The sequence below is a fragment of the Streptomyces hyaluromycini genome (genome assembly GCF_002217755.1).
Classification (GTDB): Bacteria; Actinomycetota; Actinomycetes; order Streptomycetales; family Streptomycetaceae; genus Streptomyces; species Streptomyces hyaluromycini.
The window spans coordinates 40,432-61,106 of record NZ_BCFL01000017.1; the positions used below are offsets into that span (position 1 = coordinate 40,432).

The following is a 20,675-nucleotide window of genomic DNA, read 5'->3' on the forward strand; positions in this document are numbered from 1 at the left end:
GCAAAGGCGATCAAAAGGGGCGTACGGCTCAAAAAATTCGGGACGCGAGGGGTGCTGCGGGGGATGCGCGGCGAGTCGTACGCCCGGGGCGGGCGCGGCCGCGTCAGACGCCGTCGGCCTTGGAGACGGCGGTCTGGCGGGCGCGCTCAAGGGCGGCGTCGACGGCGGCGTCCTCCTTGGCCTTGGCGGCCCCGCCCTGGGTCTTCACGATCACCCGGACCAGACCGATGAAGAAGACGGCCATGACGACCGGGGGCAGCAGCGCGGAGACGTAGTCCATGCGTCCAGGGTAGCCACGGGGGACCGGGCGAAAGGGGCGGGGTGGGCGAACCGCCCCGGACGGCCGGTCAGCCGGCGGCGAGCTGCTGCGGGGGCCCGGCCGGCGGCGAGGCGGGCCGGCGCCGGGGAAAGACCTCACCCGGAGTGGGAATGGGCCGCTTCGGCGCGTCGGGCTCGGGAGCCGCGGGCTGCGGGGCGGGCCGTTCGGCGGGCTTCTCCTTGGGTTTCCTCTCCGGCTCCTCGGCCACGCCGCCCGGCAGGGCCGTCAGCCGCACCCTGGAGGCCGGAACGGCGGGTGCCGGCACCTTGCGGGCCCCCTGGGCGAGCCGGGCCCGCACATCGCGCTCGGCGAGGTCCTGGCAGCGGCCGAGCAGTGCGGCGGCGCCGGCGTTCCCCCGCAGCGCCCGCAGCGCGGCGAGGTCGTCCGGGGTCGGCCGGTGCCCGGCACCCAGCGCCTCCCCCAGGAGGGCGAGGTAACCGGCGACGGTCCCCGGCAGGGCGGCGCGGTACCGGGCCAGATCGGCCACCAGGAAGGCACGAAGCCGGGCCCCCTCGCCGATCGCCTCGTCGAGCGACTCGGCGAGCCGATGACAGTCCTTGACGTCCTCGGCGGAGACGGGACCGGGGTGAAGGGCGAGGGCGAGAGCACGGCGGAGCACACGCAGCTCCTCCGCACCGAACGCCATGCCGCCGCGGGATCCGTATGGCGTGGGCATGGTCCGAAGATACGCGTAAATCAGACAAACTCGACATACCGCGCGGGTGTGGCGCAACACGGCCACCCACCTGGCCGCCGCCGACCGACAGCACCGGAATCCGAGACCCGGCCCGCACCCCCTCCCAGCCCGCCCGCCGCCTGAGGACGAGAGCCGACCCGCGCCTCCACCCACCAGCCCGCCCAACGCTTGAAGACGAGAGCCGACCCGCGCCCTCCCTCCCAGCCCGTCCAACGCTTGAAGACGAGAGCCGACCCGCGCCCTCCCTCCCAGCCCGCCCCACGCTTGAAGACGAGAGCCGGCCCGCACCCCCACCCACCAGCCCGTCCGGCGTTCGAGGACGAGATCCGGCCCGCGCCCCCCTCCCAGCCCGTCCGGCGTTCGAGGACGAGATCCGGCCCGCGCCCCCCTCCCAGCCCGTCCGGCGTTTGAGGACGAGGCCGTTCAGGCCGAAGCGGGGGTGCGGGGGCGGCAGCCCCCGGAACGGGCGGTCGAAGGGGGCCCACCCCCTGGAGGACGGGACGGGTAGGGGCGGTGGGGGCGAGAAACCCACGCCCGCCCCCACCGGCCGCTCACATCCGCGACACGTTCCGCTCGTACACCAGCCGCAACCCCACCAGCGTCAGCCACGGCTCGTGCTCGTCGATCACCGACGACTCCCCGAGCACCATCGGCGCCAACCCACCCGTCGCGATCACCGTCACATCGTCCGGATCGTCCGCCAGCTCCCGCGCCATCCGCCCGACCACCCCGTCGACCTGCCCGGCGAACCCGTACACGATGCCCGCCTGCATGGCCTCCACCGTGTTCTTCCCGATCACGCTCCGCGGCCGCGCCACCTCGATCTTCCGCAGCTGCGCGCCCTTGACGCCCAGCGCCTCCACGGAGATCTCGATACCGGGCGCGATCACACCCCCGACGTACTCCCCGCGCGCGGACACCGCGTCGAAGGTCGTGGCCGTACCGAAGTCGACGACGATCGCCGGCCCCCCGAACAGCTCGACGGCGGCGACCGCGTTGATGATCCGGTCGGCGCCGACCTCCTTGGGGTTGTCGGTGAGGATCGGCACCCCGGTCTTCACCCCGGGCTCCACCAGCACCGCCGGCACGTCGCCGTAGTAGCGCCGCGTGACCTCGCGCAGCTCGTGCAGCACGGACGGCACGGTCGCGCAGATCGCGATCCCGTCGATGCCGTCGCCGAGCTCGTCGCCGAGCAGCGGGTGCATGCCCATCAGGCCCTGGAGGAGCACCGCCAGCTCGTCGGCGGTACGGCGCGCGTCCGTGGAGATGCGCCAGTGCTCGACGATGTCCTCGCCGTCGAAGAGCCCGAGGACGGTATGGGTGTTGCCGACGTCGATCGTGAGGAGCATGGGGTCACTCCGCCTCGCGCAGGTCCAGGCCGATGTCCAGGATCGGCGAGGAGTGGGTGAGGGCGCCGACGGCCAGGAAGTCCACGCCCGTGTCGGCGTACGCCCGCGCGTTGTCCAGCGCGAGCCGTCCAGACGCCTCCAGGAGCGCGCGCCCGCCGACGATCGCGACGGCCTCCTCGCACTCCATCGGCGTGAAGTTGTCCAGCAGGATCAGGTCGGCGCCCGCGTCGACGACCTCGCGCAGCTGGTGCAGGGTGTCGACCTCGACCTCGATCGCCAGGTCCGGGAAGGCCTCGCGGACGGCCTTGAAGGCCTGGGCGACGCCGCCGGCGGCGACCACGTGGTTGTCCTTGACCAGCGCCGCGTCGGAGAGCGACAGGCGGTGGTTGACGCCCCCGCCGCTGCGCACCGCGAACTTCTCCAGGGAGCGCAGCCCCGGGGTGGTCTTGCGGGTGTCCCGCACGCGCGTGGCCGTGCCCTCCAGCTCGTCCGCCCACGCGCGCGTGGCCGTCGCGATGCCGGAGAGGCGGTTCAGGATGTTGAGGGCGCTGCGCTCGGCGGTGAGCAGGTCGCGGGTGCGGGTGGTGATCGACAGCAGGCGCTGCCCGGCCTCGACCCGGTCGCCGTCCTCGACGTGCCGCTCGACCTCGAACTCGTCGGTGCAGACCACGGAGACCACGGCCTCGGCGACCCGGAGGCCCGCGACGACACCGGCCTCGCGCGCGACGAAGTCGCCGGTCGCCACGGCCTCCTCGGGGACGGTCGCGACGGTCGTCACGTCCACGCCGCCCGCCAGGTCCTCCTGGATGGCCACGTTGGCGATGTCCTCGACCTCGATGGGGTCGAGGCCGGCGGCGGCCAGCAGTTCGGCGAGCGCGGGGTCGAGCCCGCACTCCAGGTACTCCTCGTCGCCCTCGGCGCCGCAGGCACAGCCGTCGCCGCAGCCGCCGCCGTCGGCGAGGGGAAGGTCGTTGGTGCTCACGTCTGTCACTGCTCCTGGTGTGGCTGGTGGGGCCGGGTAGGGGGGAAGTCTGCGGTGTCGGTGGTGCCCACGGCCAGCGTCCGGTCGGGATTCAGCCGTACGACGATGTGGCGCCCCCACCGGGCGTCGTCGCGGTCGGCGTGGTCCTCGCGCCAGTGGCAGCCGCGGGTCTCCTCGCGGCGGCGGGCCGCCTCGACGAGCACGCGCGCGACGCACAGGAGGTTGGTGGCCTCCCAGGTGTCGACGCCGGGTTCGGCGGTCTTGCCGTTCTCGTCCAGGGCGTCGCGGGCGTCCGTGTGCAGCCGCTGGAGCTGTTCGGCGGCCCTGGCGAGGGACTCCTCGGAGCGCAGCACGCCGGCGCCCTCGGTCATGATCCGCTGGATGGCGAAGCGGGCCTCGGGGGCGAGCAGCGGGTGCGCGGGCTTCTCGGGGTGCGGGACCGGTGCGGGCACGCGCGCGTGGAGGCCGTTCTCCGCGCGGGCCGCCGTGATGTCGGCGGCGATGCGCTCGGCGTAGACGAGGCCTTCGAGGAGGGAGTTGGAGGCGAGCCGGTTCGCGCCGTGCACGCCGGTGCACGCGACCTCGCCGCAGGCGTAGAGCCCGGGGACGGTCGTGCGCCCCCGTGCGTCGGTGCGTACACCCCCGGAGGCGTAGTGGGCGGCGGGTGCTATCGGGATGGGCTCGGTGACCGGGTCGATGCCGTTGGCGCGGCAGGCGGCCAGGATGGTCGGGAAGCGGTGCTCCCACATGTCGGCGCCGAAGTGCCGGGCGTCGAGGTACATGTGCTCGGCGTCCTGCTCCTGCATGCGCCGCATGATGCCCTTGGCGACGATGTCCCGGGGCGCCAGCTCGGCGAGCTCGTGCTGCCCCACCATGAAGCGCACGCCGTCGGCGTCGACCAGGTGGGCGCCCTCGCCCCGCACCGCCTCGGAGACCAGCGGCTGCTGGCCCTCGGCGTCCGGGCCGAGGAAGAGCACGGTCGGGTGGAACTGCACGAATTCGAGGTCGCTGACCTCGGCGCCGGCGCGCAGTGCCAGCGCCACGCCGTCCCCGGTCGACACCGACGGGTTGGTGGTCGCGGAGAACACCTGGCCCATGCCGCCGGTGGCGAGGACGACCGCGGGGGCGTGCACGGCGCCCACGCCGTCGTGCTGGCCCTCGCCCATGACGTGCAGGGTGACACCGGCCGTACGGCCCTCGGCGTCGGTCAGCAGGTCCAGGACGAGCGCGTTCTCGAACGTGCGCAGCCCACGCGCGCGTACCGCCTCCACCAGGGCCCGGGAGACCTCGGCGCCGGTGGCGTCACCGCCCGCGTGCGCGATCCGGCGCCGGTGGTGGCCGCCCTCGCGGGTGAGGTCGAGGCCGCCTTCGGAGGACTCGTCGAAGATCGCGCCGGTGTCGATGAGCCGCCTGACCGCGCCGGGCCCCTCGGTGACGAGGATCCGTACGGCGTCCTCGTCGCAGAGGCCGGCGCCGGCCACCAGGGTGTCCGCGAGGTGCTGTTCGGGGGTGTCGCCCTCGCCGAGGGCCGCGGCGATGCCGCCCTGCGCCCAGCGCGTGGAGCCGTCGTCCAGGCGGGCCTTGGTGACGACGACCGTGGTCAGCCCCGCGGCCTGGCAGCGCAGGGCCGCGGTCAGGCCGGCCACCCCGGACCCGACGACGACCACGTCCGCCGAGATGCTCCACCCCGGGGCGGGCGCGTGCAGCCGTATGCCGGTGCTGGTGCCTGTGCTGCTGGTGCCTGTGCTGGTCACGAGGCGGCTCCGAGGTTTCCGAAGGTGAGAGGAAGGTTGTCGATCAGCCGGGTCGTCCCGACCCGGGCGGCGACGGCGAGGACGGCCTCTCCGGTGAAGTCGTCGTCGATCTCGGTGAAGTCGGACGGGTCGACCAGGGCGAGGTAGTCCAGTTCGAGCGGCGGGTCGTAGTGGACGCCCTCGTCGAGGACCTGGCGGGCGGCCGCGCGGACCGCCGCGGCGGCGTTCGGCACGGCCTTGGCGACGGCGTGCGCGTCGGCGGCCGCGCGGGATTCGCCTATGGCGCTGAGCGCCTCGGCGCGCGCCCGCGTGGACGGCACCTCGCGCGCCCGCGCACGCAGCGCCTCCTGTGCCGCGTGCCGGTCATGGCCGGCGAACAGCGCGCGGGACAGCGTGAGCGCCGTGCGCCGCTCGTCGGCCGACAGGTAGCGGTTGCGGCTGGACAGCGCGAGCCCGTCGGACTCGCGCACGGTCGGTACGCCGACGATCTCGATGCCGAAGTTCAGGTCGCGCACCATGCGCCGGATCACGGCCAGCTGCTGGGCGTCCTTCTGCCCGAACAGGGCCACGTCGGGGCGGGTGAGGTGCAGCAGCTTGGCGACGACGGTGAGGACGCCGTCGAAGTGCCCGGGGCGGGAGGCGCCCTCCAGGAGCGTGCCCATCGGCCCCGCGGTGACCCGCACCTGGGGCTGGCCGCCCGGGTAGACCTCGTCGACGGACGGGGCGAACACGGCGTCCGCGCCCGCCTGTTCCGCGATCTTCAGGTCGGCTTCCAGGGTGCGCGGGTAGCGGTCGAGGTCCTCGCCCTGCCCGAACTGCAGGGGGTTCACGAAGACGGTGACGATCACGAAGCCCTTGCGGCCGACGTGCTCGCGGGCCGCCCTGATCAGCGTGGCGTGTCCCTCGTGCAGGGCGCCCATGGTCATGACGACGGCGGTGCGGCCCGAGTCCGCGAAGTGGTCCTGCACGTACCTGAGGTCGTCGACGGTGGGGGCGAGTTCGAAGGGGCGGCGGCTCATCGGTCTTCCCCGTTCTGCGGCGTGTGCGTCCCGGTGGCGAGGACGCCGAGCAGGTCCTCGGCGAGCTCCGGCTTCAGCAGGCCGTGCGCGAGCGCCCGGTCGGCCGTCGCGCGGGCCATCGCCAGGTAGCCGTCGACGGCCTGCGGGGCGTGCCTGCGCAGCTCCGTGACGTGCGCGGCGACGGTGCCCGCGTCCCCGCGCGCGACCGGCCCGGTCAGCGCCGCGTCGCCGGAGCGCAGGGCGTTGTCCAGGGCGGCGCCGAGCAGCGGGCCGAGCATCCGGTCGGGGGCCTCGACGCCGGCGGTGCGCAGCAGCTCCATGGACTGGGCGACCAGGGTGACCAGGTGGTTGGCGCCGAGGGCGAGGGCCGCGTGGTAGAGCGGGCGGTTCTCCTCGGAGATCCACTCCGGCTCGCCGCCCATCTCGATGACCAGGGCCTCGGCGGCCAGCCGCAGCTCCTCGGGCGCGGTCACCCCGAACGAGCAGCCCGCCAGCCGCTGCACGTCCACCGGCGTCCCCGTGAAGGTCATCGCCGGGTGCAGGGCCAGCGGCAGCCCGCCCGCGCGCAGGGCCGGGTCCAGGACCTTCGCGCCGTACCGGCCGGAGGTGTGCACGAGCAGCTGGCCGGGTCGTACGGCACCGGTCTCGGCGAGGCCGGTGACCAGGCCGGGCAGGGCGTCGTCGGGGACGGTCAGCAGGACCAGGTCGGCGCGCCGGAGGACCTCGGCGGGGGTTACCAGCGGGACGCCGGGCAGCATCGCCTCGGCGCGGCGCCGGGAGGCGTCGGAGACCCCGGAGACGGCCACCGGGCGGTGCCCGGCGAGCTGCAGCGACGCGGCCAGCGCGGGGCCCACCCGGCCGGCGCCGACGACACCGACGGTGAGCCGCGCGGGGCGGTCACCGATGTCTGGCTGTTGGACTGTACTCACGCGAGGGTGGCCTTCCCGTTCCAGTCCGCTCTGGGTACCGGACGATTTCTCGTCATGTTAACGCTATCCGGTCCGGGGCCGATCGGTCGTCCACAGGCTGTGGGTGACCCGTCACACCGGCGGCCCGTCCCACCGGCGGCACGGAAAATGCGAGGCACCCGGTCGACGCGCCCGGCATCATCCACGGCATGAGTGATACGGCGACGGCCCAGGACGAAGAGCCGAAGGAACCCCTGTCGGCGGAAGAGCAGATGCGGGAGCGGCGCGCCGCCGCCTACCGGCGGGCCACCCGCGTCCTCGCGCGCATGGGCCTGCGGGCCCCGCTCCGCGAACGGCTCGCGCGGCTCCAGGAGGCCGCCCCCGAGGTGTACGACCTGGACGAACCGTCGGACCTCTACGGCAACGGCGTCGTCGAGGCCCTGGAGCGGCGCGTCGCGGCCCTGCTGGGCACGGAGGCCGCCGCGTTCTTCCCGACCGGCACGATGGCCCAGCAGGTCGCCCTGCGCTGCTGGGCGGCCCGCACCGGCAACCCCACGGTCGCCCTGCACGCCCTCGCCCACCCCGAGGTGCACGAACGCGACGCCTTCCGCGAGGTGGCCGGCCTGCGCACCGTGCGCGTCACCGGCGAGCCCCGGCTCCCCACCGCGCAGGAGATACGCGACTTCGCGGAGCCCTTCGGGGCGCTGATGCTGGAGCTGCCCCTCAGGGACGCCGGTTTCGTCCTGCCCACCTGGGAGGAGCTCACGGAGCTGGTGGAGGCGGCGCGGGAGCGCGACGCGGTGGTGCACTTCGACGGTGCGCGCCTGTGGGAGTCCACCGTCCACCTCGGACGCTCCCTGTCCGAGATCGCGGACCTGGCGGACAGCGTCTACGTGTCGTTCTACAAGTCCCTCGACGGCTTCGGCGGCGCCGCGCTGGCAGGCCCGAAGTCCCTGGTCGAGGAGGCGAAGACCTGGCGCCACCGCTACGGCGGCATGGTCTTCCAGCAGTTCCCGACGGCGCTCGCGGCCCTGATCGGCCTGGAGCGCGAGCTCCCCCGCCTCCCGGACTACGTACGGCACGCGCGCGTGGTGGCCGCGGCCCTGCGCGAGGGCTTCGCCGAGGCAGGCGTCCCCTGGGCCCGCGTCCACCCCGAGGAACCGCATACCCACCAGTTCCAGCTCTGGCTGCCGTACGACGCCGACACACTGGTGGAAGCGGCGGTGGGCCAGGCCGAGGAGACCGGAACCTACCTCTTCACGAGCCTGTGGGACACGAAGGGCCCGGGACTGTCGATGACGGAGCTGACGGTGACGGCGGCGGGCCTGGAGTGGACGGCGCAGGACGTGAAGGCGGCGGTCGCGGACTTCGCCGGGCGACTGCTGAAAGGCTCCCGTTCTTGAGCGCCCCGCTCTGAAGCGCCCCGGGGGCGCGGGGAACTGCGCGACAAGCCCCCACCCACCCGCACCCGCCCCCGGACCGCACCCGGCACCCCAATAGGCGCCCGGCCCACCCACCCCGTGGCGAGGTGCACGATGGCGACATGAGCGTACGTATCGACATCCCGGGGCTGCGCCCCGAGAGCGTCGCCGTCGTGCCCTCGCCGCTCGCCGAGCTCGGCATGGCACTGCACGCGCTGTCCGAGCCGGGGCACCACCCCGGCCTCCAGGGCTGGGCGACCGGCGTGACCGCCCGCATGGAGCCGCATCTGGCCGACCGGATGTGCGAGGCGGACTTCCTGTGGCGGACGACGTTCTCGGACCTGTTCCTGCCGTACGCGGCTCTGCCGGGCGCCGTCCCGGGCGGCACGCTCATGGACGAGCTGGACCAGCTGGACAAGCTGTCGGACGAGCAGTTCGTGGACGCGGCGCTGGAGTTCACGTGCGCGCTGTCGTACGGCGTCGAGGCACCGGCTCTGCTGTCGGACCCCGCCGCGCGGCGGCGGGCGCTGGAGGTGGCCGCCTCGCGCGGTCCGCAGCAGGTCCGGTTCGCCCAGCGGCTGCTCGACGACCCGGCGAGCGTGCGTGCCTGGCTGCGCCGGTTCCTGACGGACTGCGCCGAGGCGTTCTTCGACGAGACCTGGTCACGGCTGCGCCACCAGCTGGCGGCCGACGCCCGGCACAAGACGGAGCTGCTGCGCCGCAAGGGGCTGGCCGAGGCGCTGGCGGCGGTCTCCCCCGCCGTGACGCTCGACGGCGCGGGCGCGCGGATCACCGTGGACAAGCTCACCGACGGCCACGCGCGCGTGGCGGCCGACGGCCTGCTGCTGGTGCCCACCAGCCTGGGCCGGCCGCATCTGATGGTGCTGCACCGCTACGGCTGGCAGCCGGTGCTGCACTACCCGGTCGGCTCGCCGCAGCTCGCCTCGCCCGCGTCCGTGGAGGAGCTGACGCTGCGGATGGCGGCGCTGTCCCACCCCGTCCGGATGCGGCTGTGCCGGCATCTGGCGCGCAGCGCCTGCACCACCAGCGAGCTGGCGCAGGTGCACGGCCTGTCGGCGCCGGAGGTCTCCCGGCATCTGGGCGTGCTCAAGAAGGCGGGCCTGGTCACGACGCGCCGCCGTGGGCGTTACGTACTGCACCAGCTGGACGTCACGGTCGTCGCCCGGCTCGGCAGCGACTTCCTGGAGGGGATACTCCGCTGACCCTTCGGGGCGCTGCCAGGCCGGCGTCAGCCGAGTCCGCCGCCCGCCCGCACCAGCCCGGTCTCGTAGGCCAGTACGACCACCTGCACGCGGTCGCGGAGCCCGAGCTTGGTCAGGATGCGGCCCACGTGGGTCTTCACGGTCGCCTCGGACAGCACCAGCCGGCTCGCGATCTCGCCGTTCGACAGGCCCTGCGCGACCAGCACCATCACCTCGCGCTCGCGGTCGGTGAGGCGGTCCAGTTCCTGTTGCCGGGGCTCCTTGCCGGCGGAGGGCAGCAGCGGCGCGAAGCGGTCGAGGAGGCGCCGGGTGGTGGAGGGCGCGACGACGGCGTCGCCGCTGTGCACGGCGCGGATGGCGGCCAGCAGCTCGCCCGGGGGCACGTCCTTGAGCATGAAGCCGGAGGCGCCCGCCTTCAGCCCCGAGAAGGCGTACTCGTCGAGGTCGAAGGTGGTCAGGATGAGCACCTTGGGCGCGTCGGGCTCGGCGCAGATGCGGCGGGTGGCCTCCACCCCGTCCAGCTTGGGCATGCGCACGTCCATCAGGACGACGTCCACGGCGGTGGTCCTCAGCACCTGGATGGCCTCGACGCCGTCGCCCGCCTCCGCGACGACCTCCATGTCCGGCTGGGCCGCGAGCACCATCCGGAACCCGGTGCGCAGCAGCACCTGGTCGTCGACGAGCATCACGCGGATCGTCATCGGGTCCTCTTCCGTTTCCGTTCGTCTGTTTGTTCTGGCTTTGTCCGGGCGTGACAGGTGTCAACCGGGGGCGCGCGTCTTTGTCAGTGCGCCGGTTTGAGCGGCAGCAGGGCACTGATGCGGAATCCTCCGCCAGGGCGGGGGCCCGCGTCGAGGGTGCCGCCCACCATGCCGACCCGTTCGCGCATGCCGATCAGGCCGTGACCCTGGCCGTCGGCGCCGCCGTCCTCGTACATCTCGTGCGGGGCGCCCTTGCCGTCGTCCTCGACCAGCAGTCCGAGTCCGTCGTCGAAGTAGACCAGCCGCACGCTGGCGCCCGTGTTGGGGCCGCCGTGCTTGCGGGTGTTGGTGAGCGCCTCCTGCACGATCCGGTACGCCGTGAGCTCGACGCCGCTGGGCAGCGGGCGCGGGGTGCCCTCGACCTTGAAGTCGACGGGCAGGCCGGAGCTGCGGCACTGCTCGACGAGGTCGTCGATCTGCTCGACGTCGGGCTGCGGGACGTACTCGCCGACCTCCTTGTGCTCGCCGGTGCGCAGCACGCCCAGCAGGCGGCGCATCTCGGCGAGGGCCTGGCGGCCGGTCGAGGAGATCGTCTCCAGTGCCTTCTTCGCCTGGTCGGGGGCGGCGTCGAGGACGTAGGCGGCGCCGTCGGCCTGGACCACCATCACGGACACGTTGTGCGCGACCACGTCGTGCAGCTCGCGCGCGATCCGGGCGCGCTCGGCGGCGACCGCGACCTTGGCCTGCGCCTCGCGCTCCTTCTCCAGCCGGGCGGCACGCTCCTCCAGCTGCGCGAAGTAGGCACGGCGGGTGCGCATGGAGTCACCGAGCACCCAGGCGAGCACGAACGGCACCGTCTGGAACAGCACGATCGCGATGTGCCCCGGGAAACTCGCCTCCTGCTGCGGCCACCTGATCTGCGCCAGGGGCGCCGCGCACAGCCCGGCGTAGAGACCGAACCGCGACGCCCAGCGCGCGCCGACGGCGGCGTTCGTACACACGATCACCAGCATGGCGAAGTTGGAGACGGTCGTCTCCACGTCCAGCACCAGCTGGGCCAGGCCGGTGGCCGCGGCCAGCAGCAGCATCGGCTCCGGGAACCGGCGGCGCAGCGCGACGACGACGCTCATCACGACGGACACGGCCAGCATGGCGGCCCTGGGTCCGTGGTGCCCCTCGTTCCCGCCGAGCTTCCAGATGCTCGCGCCGGAGATCCCGAGCAGGGCGACGGCCCAGAAGCTGTCGACCCACGTCGGGTGCCTGCGGAGGAAGTCATAGAGGCGCTGCACGTAACCCAGAGTAGGGAAGCGTGATAGGTGCAGGGGTCAACCGGAGGGCCGATCCCTGTTCCGCACGCGTACTCCGCAAGGTGGAGAAGGTGATCACCTGTGCGCCTAGTCTGGCCCGGTGACGGATGAGGCGACGCGAGAGACGGCAGAGGACGCCCGTGGCTGGCGGGCGGCCACCGAGGCGGCCCTGTACGGCCCCGGCGGCTTCTACCGCCGCCCGGAGGGCCCGGCCGGGCACTTCCGTACGTCGGTGCACGCCTCACGGCTGTTCGCCGAGGCCGTGGCCGAACTGCTGTGCCGGGTCGACGAGGCCCTGGACCGCCCCGGGACGCTGGACTTCGTCGACATGGGCGCCGGCCGGGGCGAGCTGGTCACCGGCGTGCTCGCGGCCCTGCCCGCCGGCGTGGCGGCACGCGTGCGTGCGTACGCCGTCGACCTCGCCGACCGCCCGTCGGGCCTTCCCGACCGGATCACCTGGCTGGCCGAGCTCCCGCGCACGGTCAGCGGCCTGGTCTTCGCCAACGAGTGGCTGGACAACGTGCCGGTCGAGGTCGCCGAGGTGGACGCGGCCGGGGTGCCCCGGCTGGTGCTGGTCCGGCGGGACGGCGCCGAACTGCTGGGGCGGCCGGTGTCGGGCGCGGAGGCGGAGTGGCTCGCGCGGTGGTGGCCGCTGGGTGCCGAGCCGGGACTGCGCGCGGAGATCGGGCTGCCCCGGGACCAGGCGTGGGCGACCGCCGTCACCAGCCTCCAGAGAGGCCTCGCGGTGGCCGTGGACTATGCGCACACCGTGGCCGCGCGCCCCCCGTTCGGGACGCTCACCGGCTTCCGGGAGGGGCGCGGGACGGCACCCGTGCCGGACGGGTCGTGCGACATCACGGCGCACGTCGCACTGGACGCCTGCGCGGCGCTCGACCCGGCGCTGAGGCTGCCCGAGGCACTCCTGTGCACGCAACGCAACGCCCTGCGCGCCCTGGGCCTGATCGGCGCGCGCCCCCCGCTCACGCTCGCCTCCACGCACCCCACCGCCTATGTGCGCGCCCTGTCGACCGCCGGAGAGGCCGCCGAACTCACCGCCCCCGGCGGCCTCGGCGACTTCGGCTGGCTGCTCCAGCCGGTGGGCATCGAGAACCCGCTGCTCTAGCCCTCGGCCCTGCTTGCCGCCTGCTTGCCGCCCGTTTTCCGCCCGTTGTCCGCTACTTGCCGTTACTCGTCGCCACTTGTCGTTACTTGCCGTTACTTGTCGTTACTTGTCGATGTCTCCCACCACGAAGAACATCGACCCGAGGATCGCGACCATGTCCGCCACCAGCGTCCCCGGCAGCAGCTCGGTCAGGGCCTGGATGTTGTTGTACGACGCCGAGCGCAGCTTCAGCCGGTACGGGGTCTTCTCGCCCTTGCTGACGAGGTAGTAGCCGTTGATGCCGAGGGGGTTCTCGGTCCAGGCGTAGGTGTGGCCCTCGGGCGCCTTGAGGACCTTGGGGAGCCGCTGGTTGATCGGTCCCGGCGGCAGGTCGGCGAGCCGGTCCAGGCAGGCGTCGGCCAGGTCCAGGGCGATGTGCGTCTGCTCCAGGAGGCACTCGAAGCGGGCCAGGCAGTCGCCCTCGGTCCGGGTGACGACCTTCAGGGTGTCCTGGAGCTCGCCGTAGGCCAGGTAGGGCTCGTCGCGGCGCAGGTCGAAGTCGACCCCCGAGGCGCGCGCGATGGGCCCGCTGACGCCGTACGCGTGCACGGCCTCCGGCGCGAGGGCGCCCACGCCGCGGGTGCGGCCGCGGAAGATCTCGTTGCCGAGGACCAGGTCGTCGAAGACGTCCATGCGGGAGCGCACGGCGGACACGGCGCCACGCGCGCGTGCGGTCCAGCCGGCCGGCAGGTCCTCCTTGAGGCCGCCGACGCGGTTGAACATGTAGTGCATGCGTCCGCCGGAGACCTCCTCCATGACGTTCTGCAGCACCTCCCGCTCGCGGAACGCGTAGAAGACCGGGGTGATCCCGCCCAGCTCCAGCGGATAGGAGCCGAGGAACATCAGGTGGTTGAGGACCCGGTTCAGCTCGGCGAGCAGGGTGCGCGTCCACACCGCGCGGACGGGCACCTCCATGCCCAGCATGCGCTCGACGGCGAGGACCACGCCCAGCTCGTTGGAGAAGGCCGACAGCCAGTCGTGGCGGTTGGCGAGCATGATGATCTGCCGGTAGTCGCGTGCTTCGAAGAGCTTCTCCGCGCCGCGGTGCATATAGCCGATCACCGGCTCCGCGGAGACGATCCGCTCGCCGTCCAGCACGAGCTTCAGCCGCAGCACGCCGTGCGTGGAGGGGTGCTGGGGGCCGATGTTGAGCACCATGTCGGTGCTCTCCGCGGCGCCGCCGATCCCGACCGTGGTCTCCGTCGTAGGCGTCATGGTTCCAGTCTCCCCTACGTACGCTGGCCCTATGGAGACGGGGAGCGCCGCCGGCGCCGAGACGACGGGGACCGAGCCGGAGTGGACGGGGCTGCCGCCGGGGCTGCTGCGGATGCGCCGGCTGCTGCTGGTGGTGTGGCTGGGGCTGCTCGCCCTGGCCGTGGGACTGCTGCTGGGCCTGTTCGCGGGCCCGGTGTGGGCGGCCTTCGCGCTGCTGCCGCTGGCCGTGCTGGCCTGGGGCTGGGTGCTGTTGGGCCGCAACTGGCGCTCCTGGCGGTACGCCGAGCGCGCCGACGACCTGCTGATCACGCGCGGGGTGCTGTGGCGCGAGGAGACCGTGGTGCCGTACGGGCGGATGCAGCTGGTGGAGGTGACCTCGGGGCCGGTCGAACGGCACTTCGGGCTCGCCAGTGTGCAGCTGCACACCGCGGCCGCGGCCACCGACGCGACGATCCCCGGGCTCGACCCGGCCGAGGCGGAACGGCTGCGTGACCGGCTCACCGAGCTCGGCGAGGCCCGATCGGCGGGGCTGTGACCGCGCCGGGCGTCGAGGGCGCCATAGGCGCGGGCAAGGCCGTGGGCGAGCGGCGGCTGCACCCGGTGACGCCGTTCCGGCGGGCGTGGGCGCCGGTCGCGGTGCTCACCGGCTGGGCGGTGCACGACCCGAACCAGGCGCAGGAGCAGCTGACGAAGCTGACCACGACCATGGTCCTGGGCGGACTCGCCGTCCTGGTCACGGCGGGGGCCCTCTACGGCTTCCTGACCTGGTGGTTCACCTACTTCTCGGTGACCGACAGCGAACTTCGGATACGCACCGGCCTGCTGTTCCGGCGCACCGCGCACATCCGGCTGGAGCGGATCCAGGCCGTCGACATCACCCAGCCGCTCCTCGCGCGCGTGGCGGGCGTCGCGAAGCTGCGCATAGACGTCGTCGGCACCGACAAGAAGGACGAACTGGCCTTCCTGGGCCAGGGCGAGGCGCGTCGGCTCCGCGCGGAGCTGCTCGCGCGTGCCGCCGGGTTCGCGCCCGAGACGGCGCACGAGGTCGGCGAGGCGCCGGCGCACGAGCTGATGCGCGTGCCCCCGAACAAGCTCGCGATCTCGATCCTGCTGACGGGCGCCACCTGGGGCTCGCTGGCCGCCGCCCTCGTCGCCCCGCCGTTCCTCTGGCTGACCACCCACAGCGTGTGGACGGTCCTCGCCACCGCCGTGCCGCTGCTCGGCGCCGCGGCCACGACCAGTGTGGGGCGGTTCGTCGGGGAGTACGACTGGACGGTCGGGGAGTCCCCGGACGGGCTGCGCATCGACCACGGGCTGCTCGACCGCACGCACGAGACGGTGCCGCCGGGGCGGGTGCAGACGGTGCGGATCGTGGAGCCGCTGCTGTGGCGGCCGCTGCGCTGGGTGCGGGTGGAGCTGGACGTGGCCGGGTCGGCGAACTCCGTACTGGTGCCGGTCGCCCCGCGCGCGGTCGCCGAGTCGGTCGTCGCGCGCGTGCTGCCCGGTGTGACCGTCCCCCGTGAGCTGCTGCGGCCGCCGGGACGGGCCCGGTGGTGCGTGCCGCTGTGGTGGCGCGGGTACGGGCTCGCGGTCACGGACGCGGTGTTCGCGGCGCGGCACGGGCTGCTGCGCCGGCGCCTCGCGCTCGTCCCGCACGCCAAGGTCCAGAGCGTACGGCTGACCCAGGGGCCCTGGGGGCGGCTGTGGCGGCTCGCGGACGTCCATGTGGACACGGGGGCCAACAAGACCGTGACGGCCCGCCTGCGGGGCGCCGAGGAGGCCGCGTCGCTGCTGCGGGAGCAGGCCGAGCGGTCACGGACGGGGCGCCGGACCGCGCGGCCGGACCGCTGGATGGCGTGACGGCCGGCCCGGCCGGTGGTCGGGTGCGGGTGGGTGGGGCTGGTCGCGCAGTTCCCCGCGCCCCTGAAGGGGCGCTCACCGCAGCGCCCTGTTTTTAGGGGCGCGGGGCCGTATTTGATATGCGGCTGCCGCCGCGTGGGCGCGACCAGCCCCCACGCACCCGCACCCGACCACCGACCGACCGTCCCCGGCTCAGAACCGCCGCGTGTTCAGGACGCGGCGCTGCGCAGGCCGCCGAGGTTGATCTGCTCCGTCTCGTCGTGCGCGGTCAGGTCGATGACCTGGCCGACGCCCCGCGCCTGCGCGTCGGCGGGCTTGAACTCGGCCTCGGACTCGGCCTTGTGGAGCGCGAGCGCCTCCTGGCCGACGACGTCCGCGAGGTCCTCGTTGTGCATGGCGTCCAGCCCGCCCGCGGGCGAGCCCTTCTGGGTGCCGAAGAAGTCGAAGCCGCCGGTGACCAGCGGGCGCGGGATCGGCGCGGCCGGCAGGACCGCCACCGCGGTCGGCACCGTGAAGTGCCCCGAGGGCTTCACGGAGTTGACGGACGGTGCCGTCGTGGGGTGGACGTCCTGCTCGGCCGGCTCCGGGGTGGTGTCCTCCGGCCCGGCCGTGGTGGCGGCGGCCGCGCGCGTGTGCCCGTCGGCCGCCTCGGGCTGCCCCTGCGCCTCGTCCTCCGGCGCGGTCTCGCCCTTCGGGGCCTCGGGCTCGGCGGCCGTCTCCGCCGTGCCCTCGGTGCCCGCGTCGGCCTCGGCCGCCGGGGCGTCCTTCTCGTCGAAGCGGGCCAATGCCACCTTGGCCCGCAGGAACAGCTTGGAACCCTCCGGCGAGAAGACCGCGGGAGTCGTCTCCTCGACCGTCGGCTCCCCGGACTTCTCGTCGACGGCCGCCGCGGGCTCCTCGGCCTCTTCCGCACTCCGGGCGGCGGGGAGCTCGTTCGACGGCGCGGTGGCCTCGATCTCCAGCAGGCGGCGGCCCTCCAGGGCGCTCGCACGCTCGGTCTCGGCCGTGGCGTAGCGGCGCAGCAGGGACGCGTGCTCGTTGCGCAGTCCCGCCAGCTCCGCCCGCTTGGCGCGCAGCCGCTGCTCCAGCTTGGCGCGCAGCTCCCGCGACTCCTCCAGGTCGGTCTCCAGCTCGGCGATCCGCTCCTCGTGGCGCCACTCGTCGCTCGCACGCGCGCGTGACAGGTCGGCCACCTGCTTGCCCGCGTCGGTGTCCCAGCGCCGCATGACGGCGGCGCCGACGGCCGCGGTGGCCGCGGCTATCGCGGCCAGGGTGCGCAGCACCGTCGGTTGGGAGAACAACCAGGGGCCCAGAGCGCAGACGAGGGAGACACCGGCGATCGCCGAGGGAGGCAACAGCCTGTGCAAAGGCGGGGAATGACGGTGACGTCCACGTGGCATGGCCAGAAACTTACCGCGCGTAGGCGAATCGTGGTGCCCCGGGCCGTAAAAACACAGCGACAACGAAGTCTTCACCCGGTATCGGCAGGGCCGGGACTCAGCGGTCGCTCATTCGGCTGCTGATCCACTGGAGCGTCGCGGGGATCTCGCGGCGCCAGGTATTGAAGTTGTGGCCGCCGCTGTCGAGGATGATCGACGAGATCCGGGTCGCCTTCGTGGCCTCCACGGACGCGATGAATTTCAGTGTGGCCTTGTAGTTGGTTTCTCCGACCTTGCTGCTCGTGACCAGCAGGGAGGTGTCCGGGGCGGGCTCGTGCCGCAGGAACCACCACAGGTCCGCGCGGTTGCGGACATTCCGGTCGCCCTGGAAGAGATCTCCGGTCGTGACGTCTGTGGGCGCCTTGTACGACGGGGAGAGTCCGGCACCGGCCGCGTACACGTCGGGGTGGTGCATCGCGAGCTTGAGCGCGCAGTACCCGCCCGTCGAGTCGCCGACGATCCCCCAGCCGCCCGGCTTCCCGGCCCGGTAGTGCGCGCGTACGGCGTCGGGCAGGTCCCGGGCGAAGAAGGTCTCGGTCTGCGGACCGTGCGGGACGTCCACGCACTCGGTGTCCCGGGGCGGTGCGACGGTGGGCCGCAGCATCACCAGGATCGCGGGCCGCATCCGCCCGGCCCGGACCAGGTGCTGTGCCGTGCGCGGGTAGTGCAGCTTGTCGACCAGCGCCCGCGCGGTGCCGGGATAGCCGCTGAGGACGACCACCACCGGGAACGTGCGCGTGCGGTACTGCGGCTGGAAGTACTCCGGCGGCAGGTACACGTACGCGGGCGTGGCGATGTGCGTCGTACGGCCGGCGATGTCGACCTGCTGGATCTGTCCGGCCGTCCGGGGCAGCGAGCCGCCCATGCCGTGCACCTCGGACGTGGACACCACCTGGACCGGGCTGCCGGGCGGGCCGCCCGCCGCGTGGTCGACCACGACGCCCTGGTCGGTCTCCGTGCCGAGCAGGTCGGCCCAGCTCGCATAGAAACCGAAAGCCTGGTTGACGGCTATCCCCAGGCACGCGAAGAGCGCCAACTGGGTCGCCAGCAAAAGGCCGACGCGGCCGCTGACGGCCTGCCAGTTCCGCCGGGCCAGCCGAGGCCACAACCACACCGTGCCGACGAACAGCAGTACGGCGAACAAGATCGCCATTGCCAGCGTTTTATTGCTCGTGAGACCCATGAGGTGCTTCCTGCCTGCGCTTTCCCCCGTGGCCACCGCCGCTTTCGGCAAGGCTTGCCCCGGGCTTTCCCTGGCCTTTGAACCGGCTTTCCGGTGGGGAGTGAACCTCTCCCCCCGAGACACCGTCCTAGAGGGCGCAATGTCGCCGGATGCCCGAATCGGGCCCGGATTCAAGGTCTCTCGCAGAACTACGGGATGCGATGTCTGTCAGGATAGATGGGGAAATGTCGGGCGAGGTTCCGAGCCGATCAGGCCGGGCGCGGCGCATAGTCCGCGGCCCGCGCCCTGAGGCCGTCCCCGCTCTGGTCGGCAGGGCGTGCGCGGTCGTAGGCGTCCTGGACATCGCCGCGGGTGTGTTCCCGCGCTTCCGTCACAGCCGAATGCACGCCATGGCCGAGGTACTGCCCGGCTCGCTCGGCCCGTTCGCCGCCGCGCTCTCGCTCAGCGTCGGCGTGCTGTTGCTGCTGCTCGCACACGGGCTCAAGCGGCGCAAGCGCCGGGCGTGGCGGGCCGCGGTCGCGCTGCTGCCGGCCGGCGCTGTGTCCCAGTTCGTGTACCGGCACTCGGTCATCGGCGCGCTGATCTCGCTGGCCCTGTTCGTGCCGCTCGTGCTGCACCGCGACGAGTTCAAGGCGCTGCCCGACCCGCGCAGCCGGTGGCGCGCGCTCGCCAATTTCGTCCTCATGAGCGCCGGTTCCCTCGCCCTCGGCCTGGTCATCGTCAGCGCCCACCCGAAGCGCACGATCGGCGACCCGAGCCTGGCCGACCGCATCACCCACGTCCTGTACGGCCTGTTCGGCTTCGAGGGCCCGGTCGACTACGAGGGCTCCACCTCCTGGACGGTCGCCTTCTCGCTCGGCGCGCTCGGCCTGATCACCGCGGTCACCACCATCTACCTGGCCTTCCGCCCCGAACACCCCGCCGCGCACCTCACCGAGGAGGACGAGACCCAGCTGCGCGCCCTCCTGGAGAAGCACGGCGCCCGCGACTCCCTCGGCCACTTCGCGCTCCGCCGCGACAAGGCGGTCGTCTTCTCGCCCAGCGGCAAGGCGGCGGTCACCTACCGCGTCGTCTCCGGCGTGATGCTCGCCAGCGGCGACCCGATCGGCGACGTCGAGGCCTGGCCCGGCGCCATCGAACGCTTCATGGACGAGGCCAAGGCCCACTCCTGGACCCCCGCCGTCATGGGCTGCTCGGAGACGGGCGGCGAGGTGTGGACCCGCGAGACCGGCCTGGACGCGCTCGAACTCGGCGACGAGGCGGTGGTGGACGTGGCGGATTTCTCGCTCGCCGGACGCGCGATGCGCAACGTGCGCCAGATGGTCAAGCGCATCGAGCGGGCCGGCTACGAAACCCGGGTACGGCGCATCCGTGACGTCGGCGAGGCCGAGCTGGACCGCATCCGACGGGCGGCCGAGGACTGGCGCGGCACCGACACCGAACGCGGCTTCTCGATGGCCCTCGGCCGCATCGGCGACCCCGCCGACGGCGACTGCCTGATCGCCACCGCCCACAAGACCGACGAGACACCCGGTCCCTACGGCGACCTCAAGGCGATCCTGCACTTCGTGCCCTGGGGAACCGACGGCGTCTCGCTCGACCTGATGCGCCGCGACCGCTCCGCCGACCCCGGGATGAACGAACTGCTCATCGTGGCCGCCCTCCAGGCGGCCCCGAAGCTCGGCATCACCCGGATCTCGCTCAACTTCGCGATGTTCCGCTCGGCGCTCGCGCGCGGCGAGAAGATCGGCGCGGGACCGGTGCTGCGCGCCTGGCGCGGACTGCTGGTGTTCCTCTCGCGCTGGTTCCAGATCGAGTCCCTGTACAAGTTCAACGCCAAGTTCCAGCCCCGCTGGGAGCCGCGCTTCGTGGTCTACCGGGCCTCCGGCGACCTCCCGCGCATCGGCCTCGCCGCCATGCAGGCCGAGGGCTTCGTCAGCCTCGCCCTGCCGCTGCCGCGCTTCCTGCGCCGCCGGCCGACCGCCCCCCGCCCGTGCGCCCACAGCATCGCCGAACAGGGTGTACGAGCGGCCTGACCCCCTGACCGGCCCGAGCGGCCGCCCCTCCCCCTCCGGCCCGGGGGCGCCGCTCGGGCCACGGGGGCTGGCCGCGGGGCCCTGGGCCTACGCTGAACGT

General features: G+C 73.4%; 18 protein-coding genes. 6 read left to right on the plus strand and 12 right to left on the minus strand.

Going from position 1 to position 20,675, the window contains the following annotated elements; all coding sequences use genetic code 11:
• Positions 1-103: 103 nt before the first annotated feature.
• The 7 genes from SSP29_RS58350 to SSP29_RS08285 all read right to left on the minus strand — a co-directional run bounded on the left by SSP29_RS58350 (position 104) and on the right by SSP29_RS08285 (position 7,049).
• The gene (locus tag SSP29_RS58350) at positions 104-280 is read right to left on the minus strand and encodes a hypothetical protein (RefSeq protein WP_089099900.1); all 177 of its coding nucleotides are present in this window, start codon (positions 278-280) and stop codon (positions 104-106) included.
• A gap of 67 nt (positions 281-347) precedes the next feature.
• The gene (locus SSP29_RS08260; RefSeq protein ID WP_089099901.1) at positions 348-965 is read right to left on the minus strand and encodes a hypothetical protein; all 618 of its coding nucleotides are present in this window, start codon (positions 963-965) and stop codon (positions 348-350) included.
• A gap of 602 nt (positions 966-1,567) precedes the next feature.
• Complete coding sequence (locus SSP29_RS08265) at positions 1,568-2,365, minus strand: type III pantothenate kinase (RefSeq protein ID WP_089099902.1); 798 nt, start codon at positions 2,363-2,365, stop codon at positions 1,568-1,570.
• Between the two features lie 4 nt (positions 2,366-2,369).
• Positions 2,370-3,347, minus strand: coding sequence for a carboxylating nicotinate-nucleotide diphosphorylase (gene nadC, locus SSP29_RS08270; protein WP_089099903.1), 978 nt, complete (start codon positions 3,345-3,347; stop codon positions 2,370-2,372).
• Positions 3,348-3,352: 5 nt separating this feature from the next.
• On the minus strand, positions 3,353-5,101 hold the full coding sequence (locus SSP29_RS08275) for an L-aspartate oxidase (protein ID WP_089099904.1): 1,749 nt from the start codon (positions 5,099-5,101) through the stop codon (positions 3,353-3,355).
• The gene (panC, locus tag SSP29_RS08280) at positions 5,098-6,120 is read right to left on the minus strand and encodes a pantoate--beta-alanine ligase (RefSeq protein WP_089099905.1); all 1,023 of its coding nucleotides are present in this window, start codon (positions 6,118-6,120) and stop codon (positions 5,098-5,100) included. Before panC ends, SSP29_RS08275 begins: the two co-directional genes overlap by 4 nt.
• On the minus strand, positions 6,117-7,049 hold the full coding sequence (locus SSP29_RS08285; protein WP_089099906.1) for a Rossmann-like and DUF2520 domain-containing protein: 933 nt from the start codon (positions 7,047-7,049) through the stop codon (positions 6,117-6,119). The genes panC and SSP29_RS08285 overlap by 4 nt, the downstream gene beginning before the upstream one ends.
• A gap of 188 nt (positions 7,050-7,237) precedes the next feature.
• Here SSP29_RS08285 and SSP29_RS08290 point away from each other — a divergent pair, with 188 nt between their 5' ends.
• Complete coding sequence (locus SSP29_RS08290) at positions 7,238-8,431, plus strand: threonine aldolase family protein (RefSeq protein WP_089099907.1); 1,194 nt, start codon at positions 7,238-7,240, stop codon at positions 8,429-8,431.
• A gap of 140 nt (positions 8,432-8,571) precedes the next feature.
• Positions 8,572-9,672, plus strand: a complete 1,101-nt coding sequence (locus SSP29_RS08295) for a DUF5937 family protein (RefSeq protein WP_089099908.1) — start codon at positions 8,572-8,574, stop codon at positions 9,670-9,672.
• A gap of 26 nt (positions 9,673-9,698) precedes the next feature.
• Here SSP29_RS08295 and SSP29_RS08300 read toward each other — a convergent pair whose 3' ends face one another.
• On the minus strand, positions 9,699-10,373 hold the full coding sequence (locus SSP29_RS08300) for a response regulator (RefSeq protein ID WP_089099909.1): 675 nt from the start codon (positions 10,371-10,373) through the stop codon (positions 9,699-9,701).
• A gap of 83 nt (positions 10,374-10,456) precedes the next feature.
• The gene (locus tag SSP29_RS08305) at positions 10,457-11,662 is read right to left on the minus strand and encodes a sensor histidine kinase (protein WP_089099910.1); all 1,206 of its coding nucleotides are present in this window, start codon (positions 11,660-11,662) and stop codon (positions 10,457-10,459) included.
• 118 nt (positions 11,663-11,780) lie between these two features.
• Between SSP29_RS08305 and SSP29_RS08310 the strand changes: the two genes are divergently transcribed.
• The gene (locus tag SSP29_RS08310; RefSeq protein WP_089099911.1) at positions 11,781-12,803 is read left to right on the plus strand and encodes an SAM-dependent methyltransferase; all 1,023 of its coding nucleotides are present in this window, start codon (positions 11,781-11,783) and stop codon (positions 12,801-12,803) included.
• A 102-nt stretch (positions 12,804-12,905) separates the two neighbouring features.
• On the opposite strand, the gene SSP29_RS08315 is transcribed toward SSP29_RS08310, so the two are convergent.
• Positions 12,906-14,057 carry an NADH-quinone oxidoreductase subunit D gene (locus SSP29_RS08315; protein ID WP_089099912.1) on the minus strand — a complete coding sequence of 384 codons (1,152 nt, stop codon included), beginning with the start codon at positions 14,055-14,057 and terminating at the stop codon, positions 12,906-12,908.
• Positions 14,058-14,088: 31 nt separating this feature from the next.
• Between SSP29_RS08315 and SSP29_RS08320 the strand changes: the two genes are divergently transcribed.
• Both SSP29_RS08320 and SSP29_RS08325 read left to right on the plus strand, forming a co-directional pair.
• Entirely contained in the window at positions 14,089-14,592 is a 504-nt protein-coding gene (locus SSP29_RS08320; protein WP_089099913.1) for a PH domain-containing protein, read from the plus strand.
• Positions 14,589-15,917 (plus strand): PH domain-containing protein, encoded by a 1,329-nt coding sequence (locus SSP29_RS08325; RefSeq protein WP_089099914.1) that lies wholly within the window; start codon positions 14,589-14,591, stop codon positions 15,915-15,917. Before SSP29_RS08320 ends, SSP29_RS08325 begins: the two co-directional genes overlap by 4 nt.
• Positions 15,918-16,126: 209 nt before the next feature.
• Here the strand turns inward: SSP29_RS08325 and SSP29_RS08330 are convergent, their stop codons facing one another.
• Positions 16,127-17,317 (minus strand): hypothetical protein, encoded by a 1,191-nt coding sequence (locus tag SSP29_RS08330; protein ID WP_089099915.1) that lies wholly within the window; start codon positions 17,315-17,317, stop codon positions 16,127-16,129.
• A 97-nt stretch (positions 17,318-17,414) separates the two neighbouring features.
• Positions 17,415-18,539: an alpha/beta hydrolase gene (locus SSP29_RS08335; protein WP_089099916.1), complete on the minus strand. Its 1,125-nt coding sequence runs from the start codon at positions 18,537-18,539 to the stop codon at positions 17,415-17,417.
• 224 nt (positions 18,540-18,763) lie between these two features.
• On the opposite strand from SSP29_RS08335, the gene SSP29_RS08340 reads away from it, so the two are divergent.
• The gene (locus SSP29_RS08340) at positions 18,764-20,575 is read left to right on the plus strand and encodes a phosphatidylglycerol lysyltransferase domain-containing protein (RefSeq protein WP_089099917.1); all 1,812 of its coding nucleotides are present in this window, start codon (positions 18,764-18,766) and stop codon (positions 20,573-20,575) included.
• The last annotated feature ends 100 nt before the right edge of the window (positions 20,576-20,675 follow it).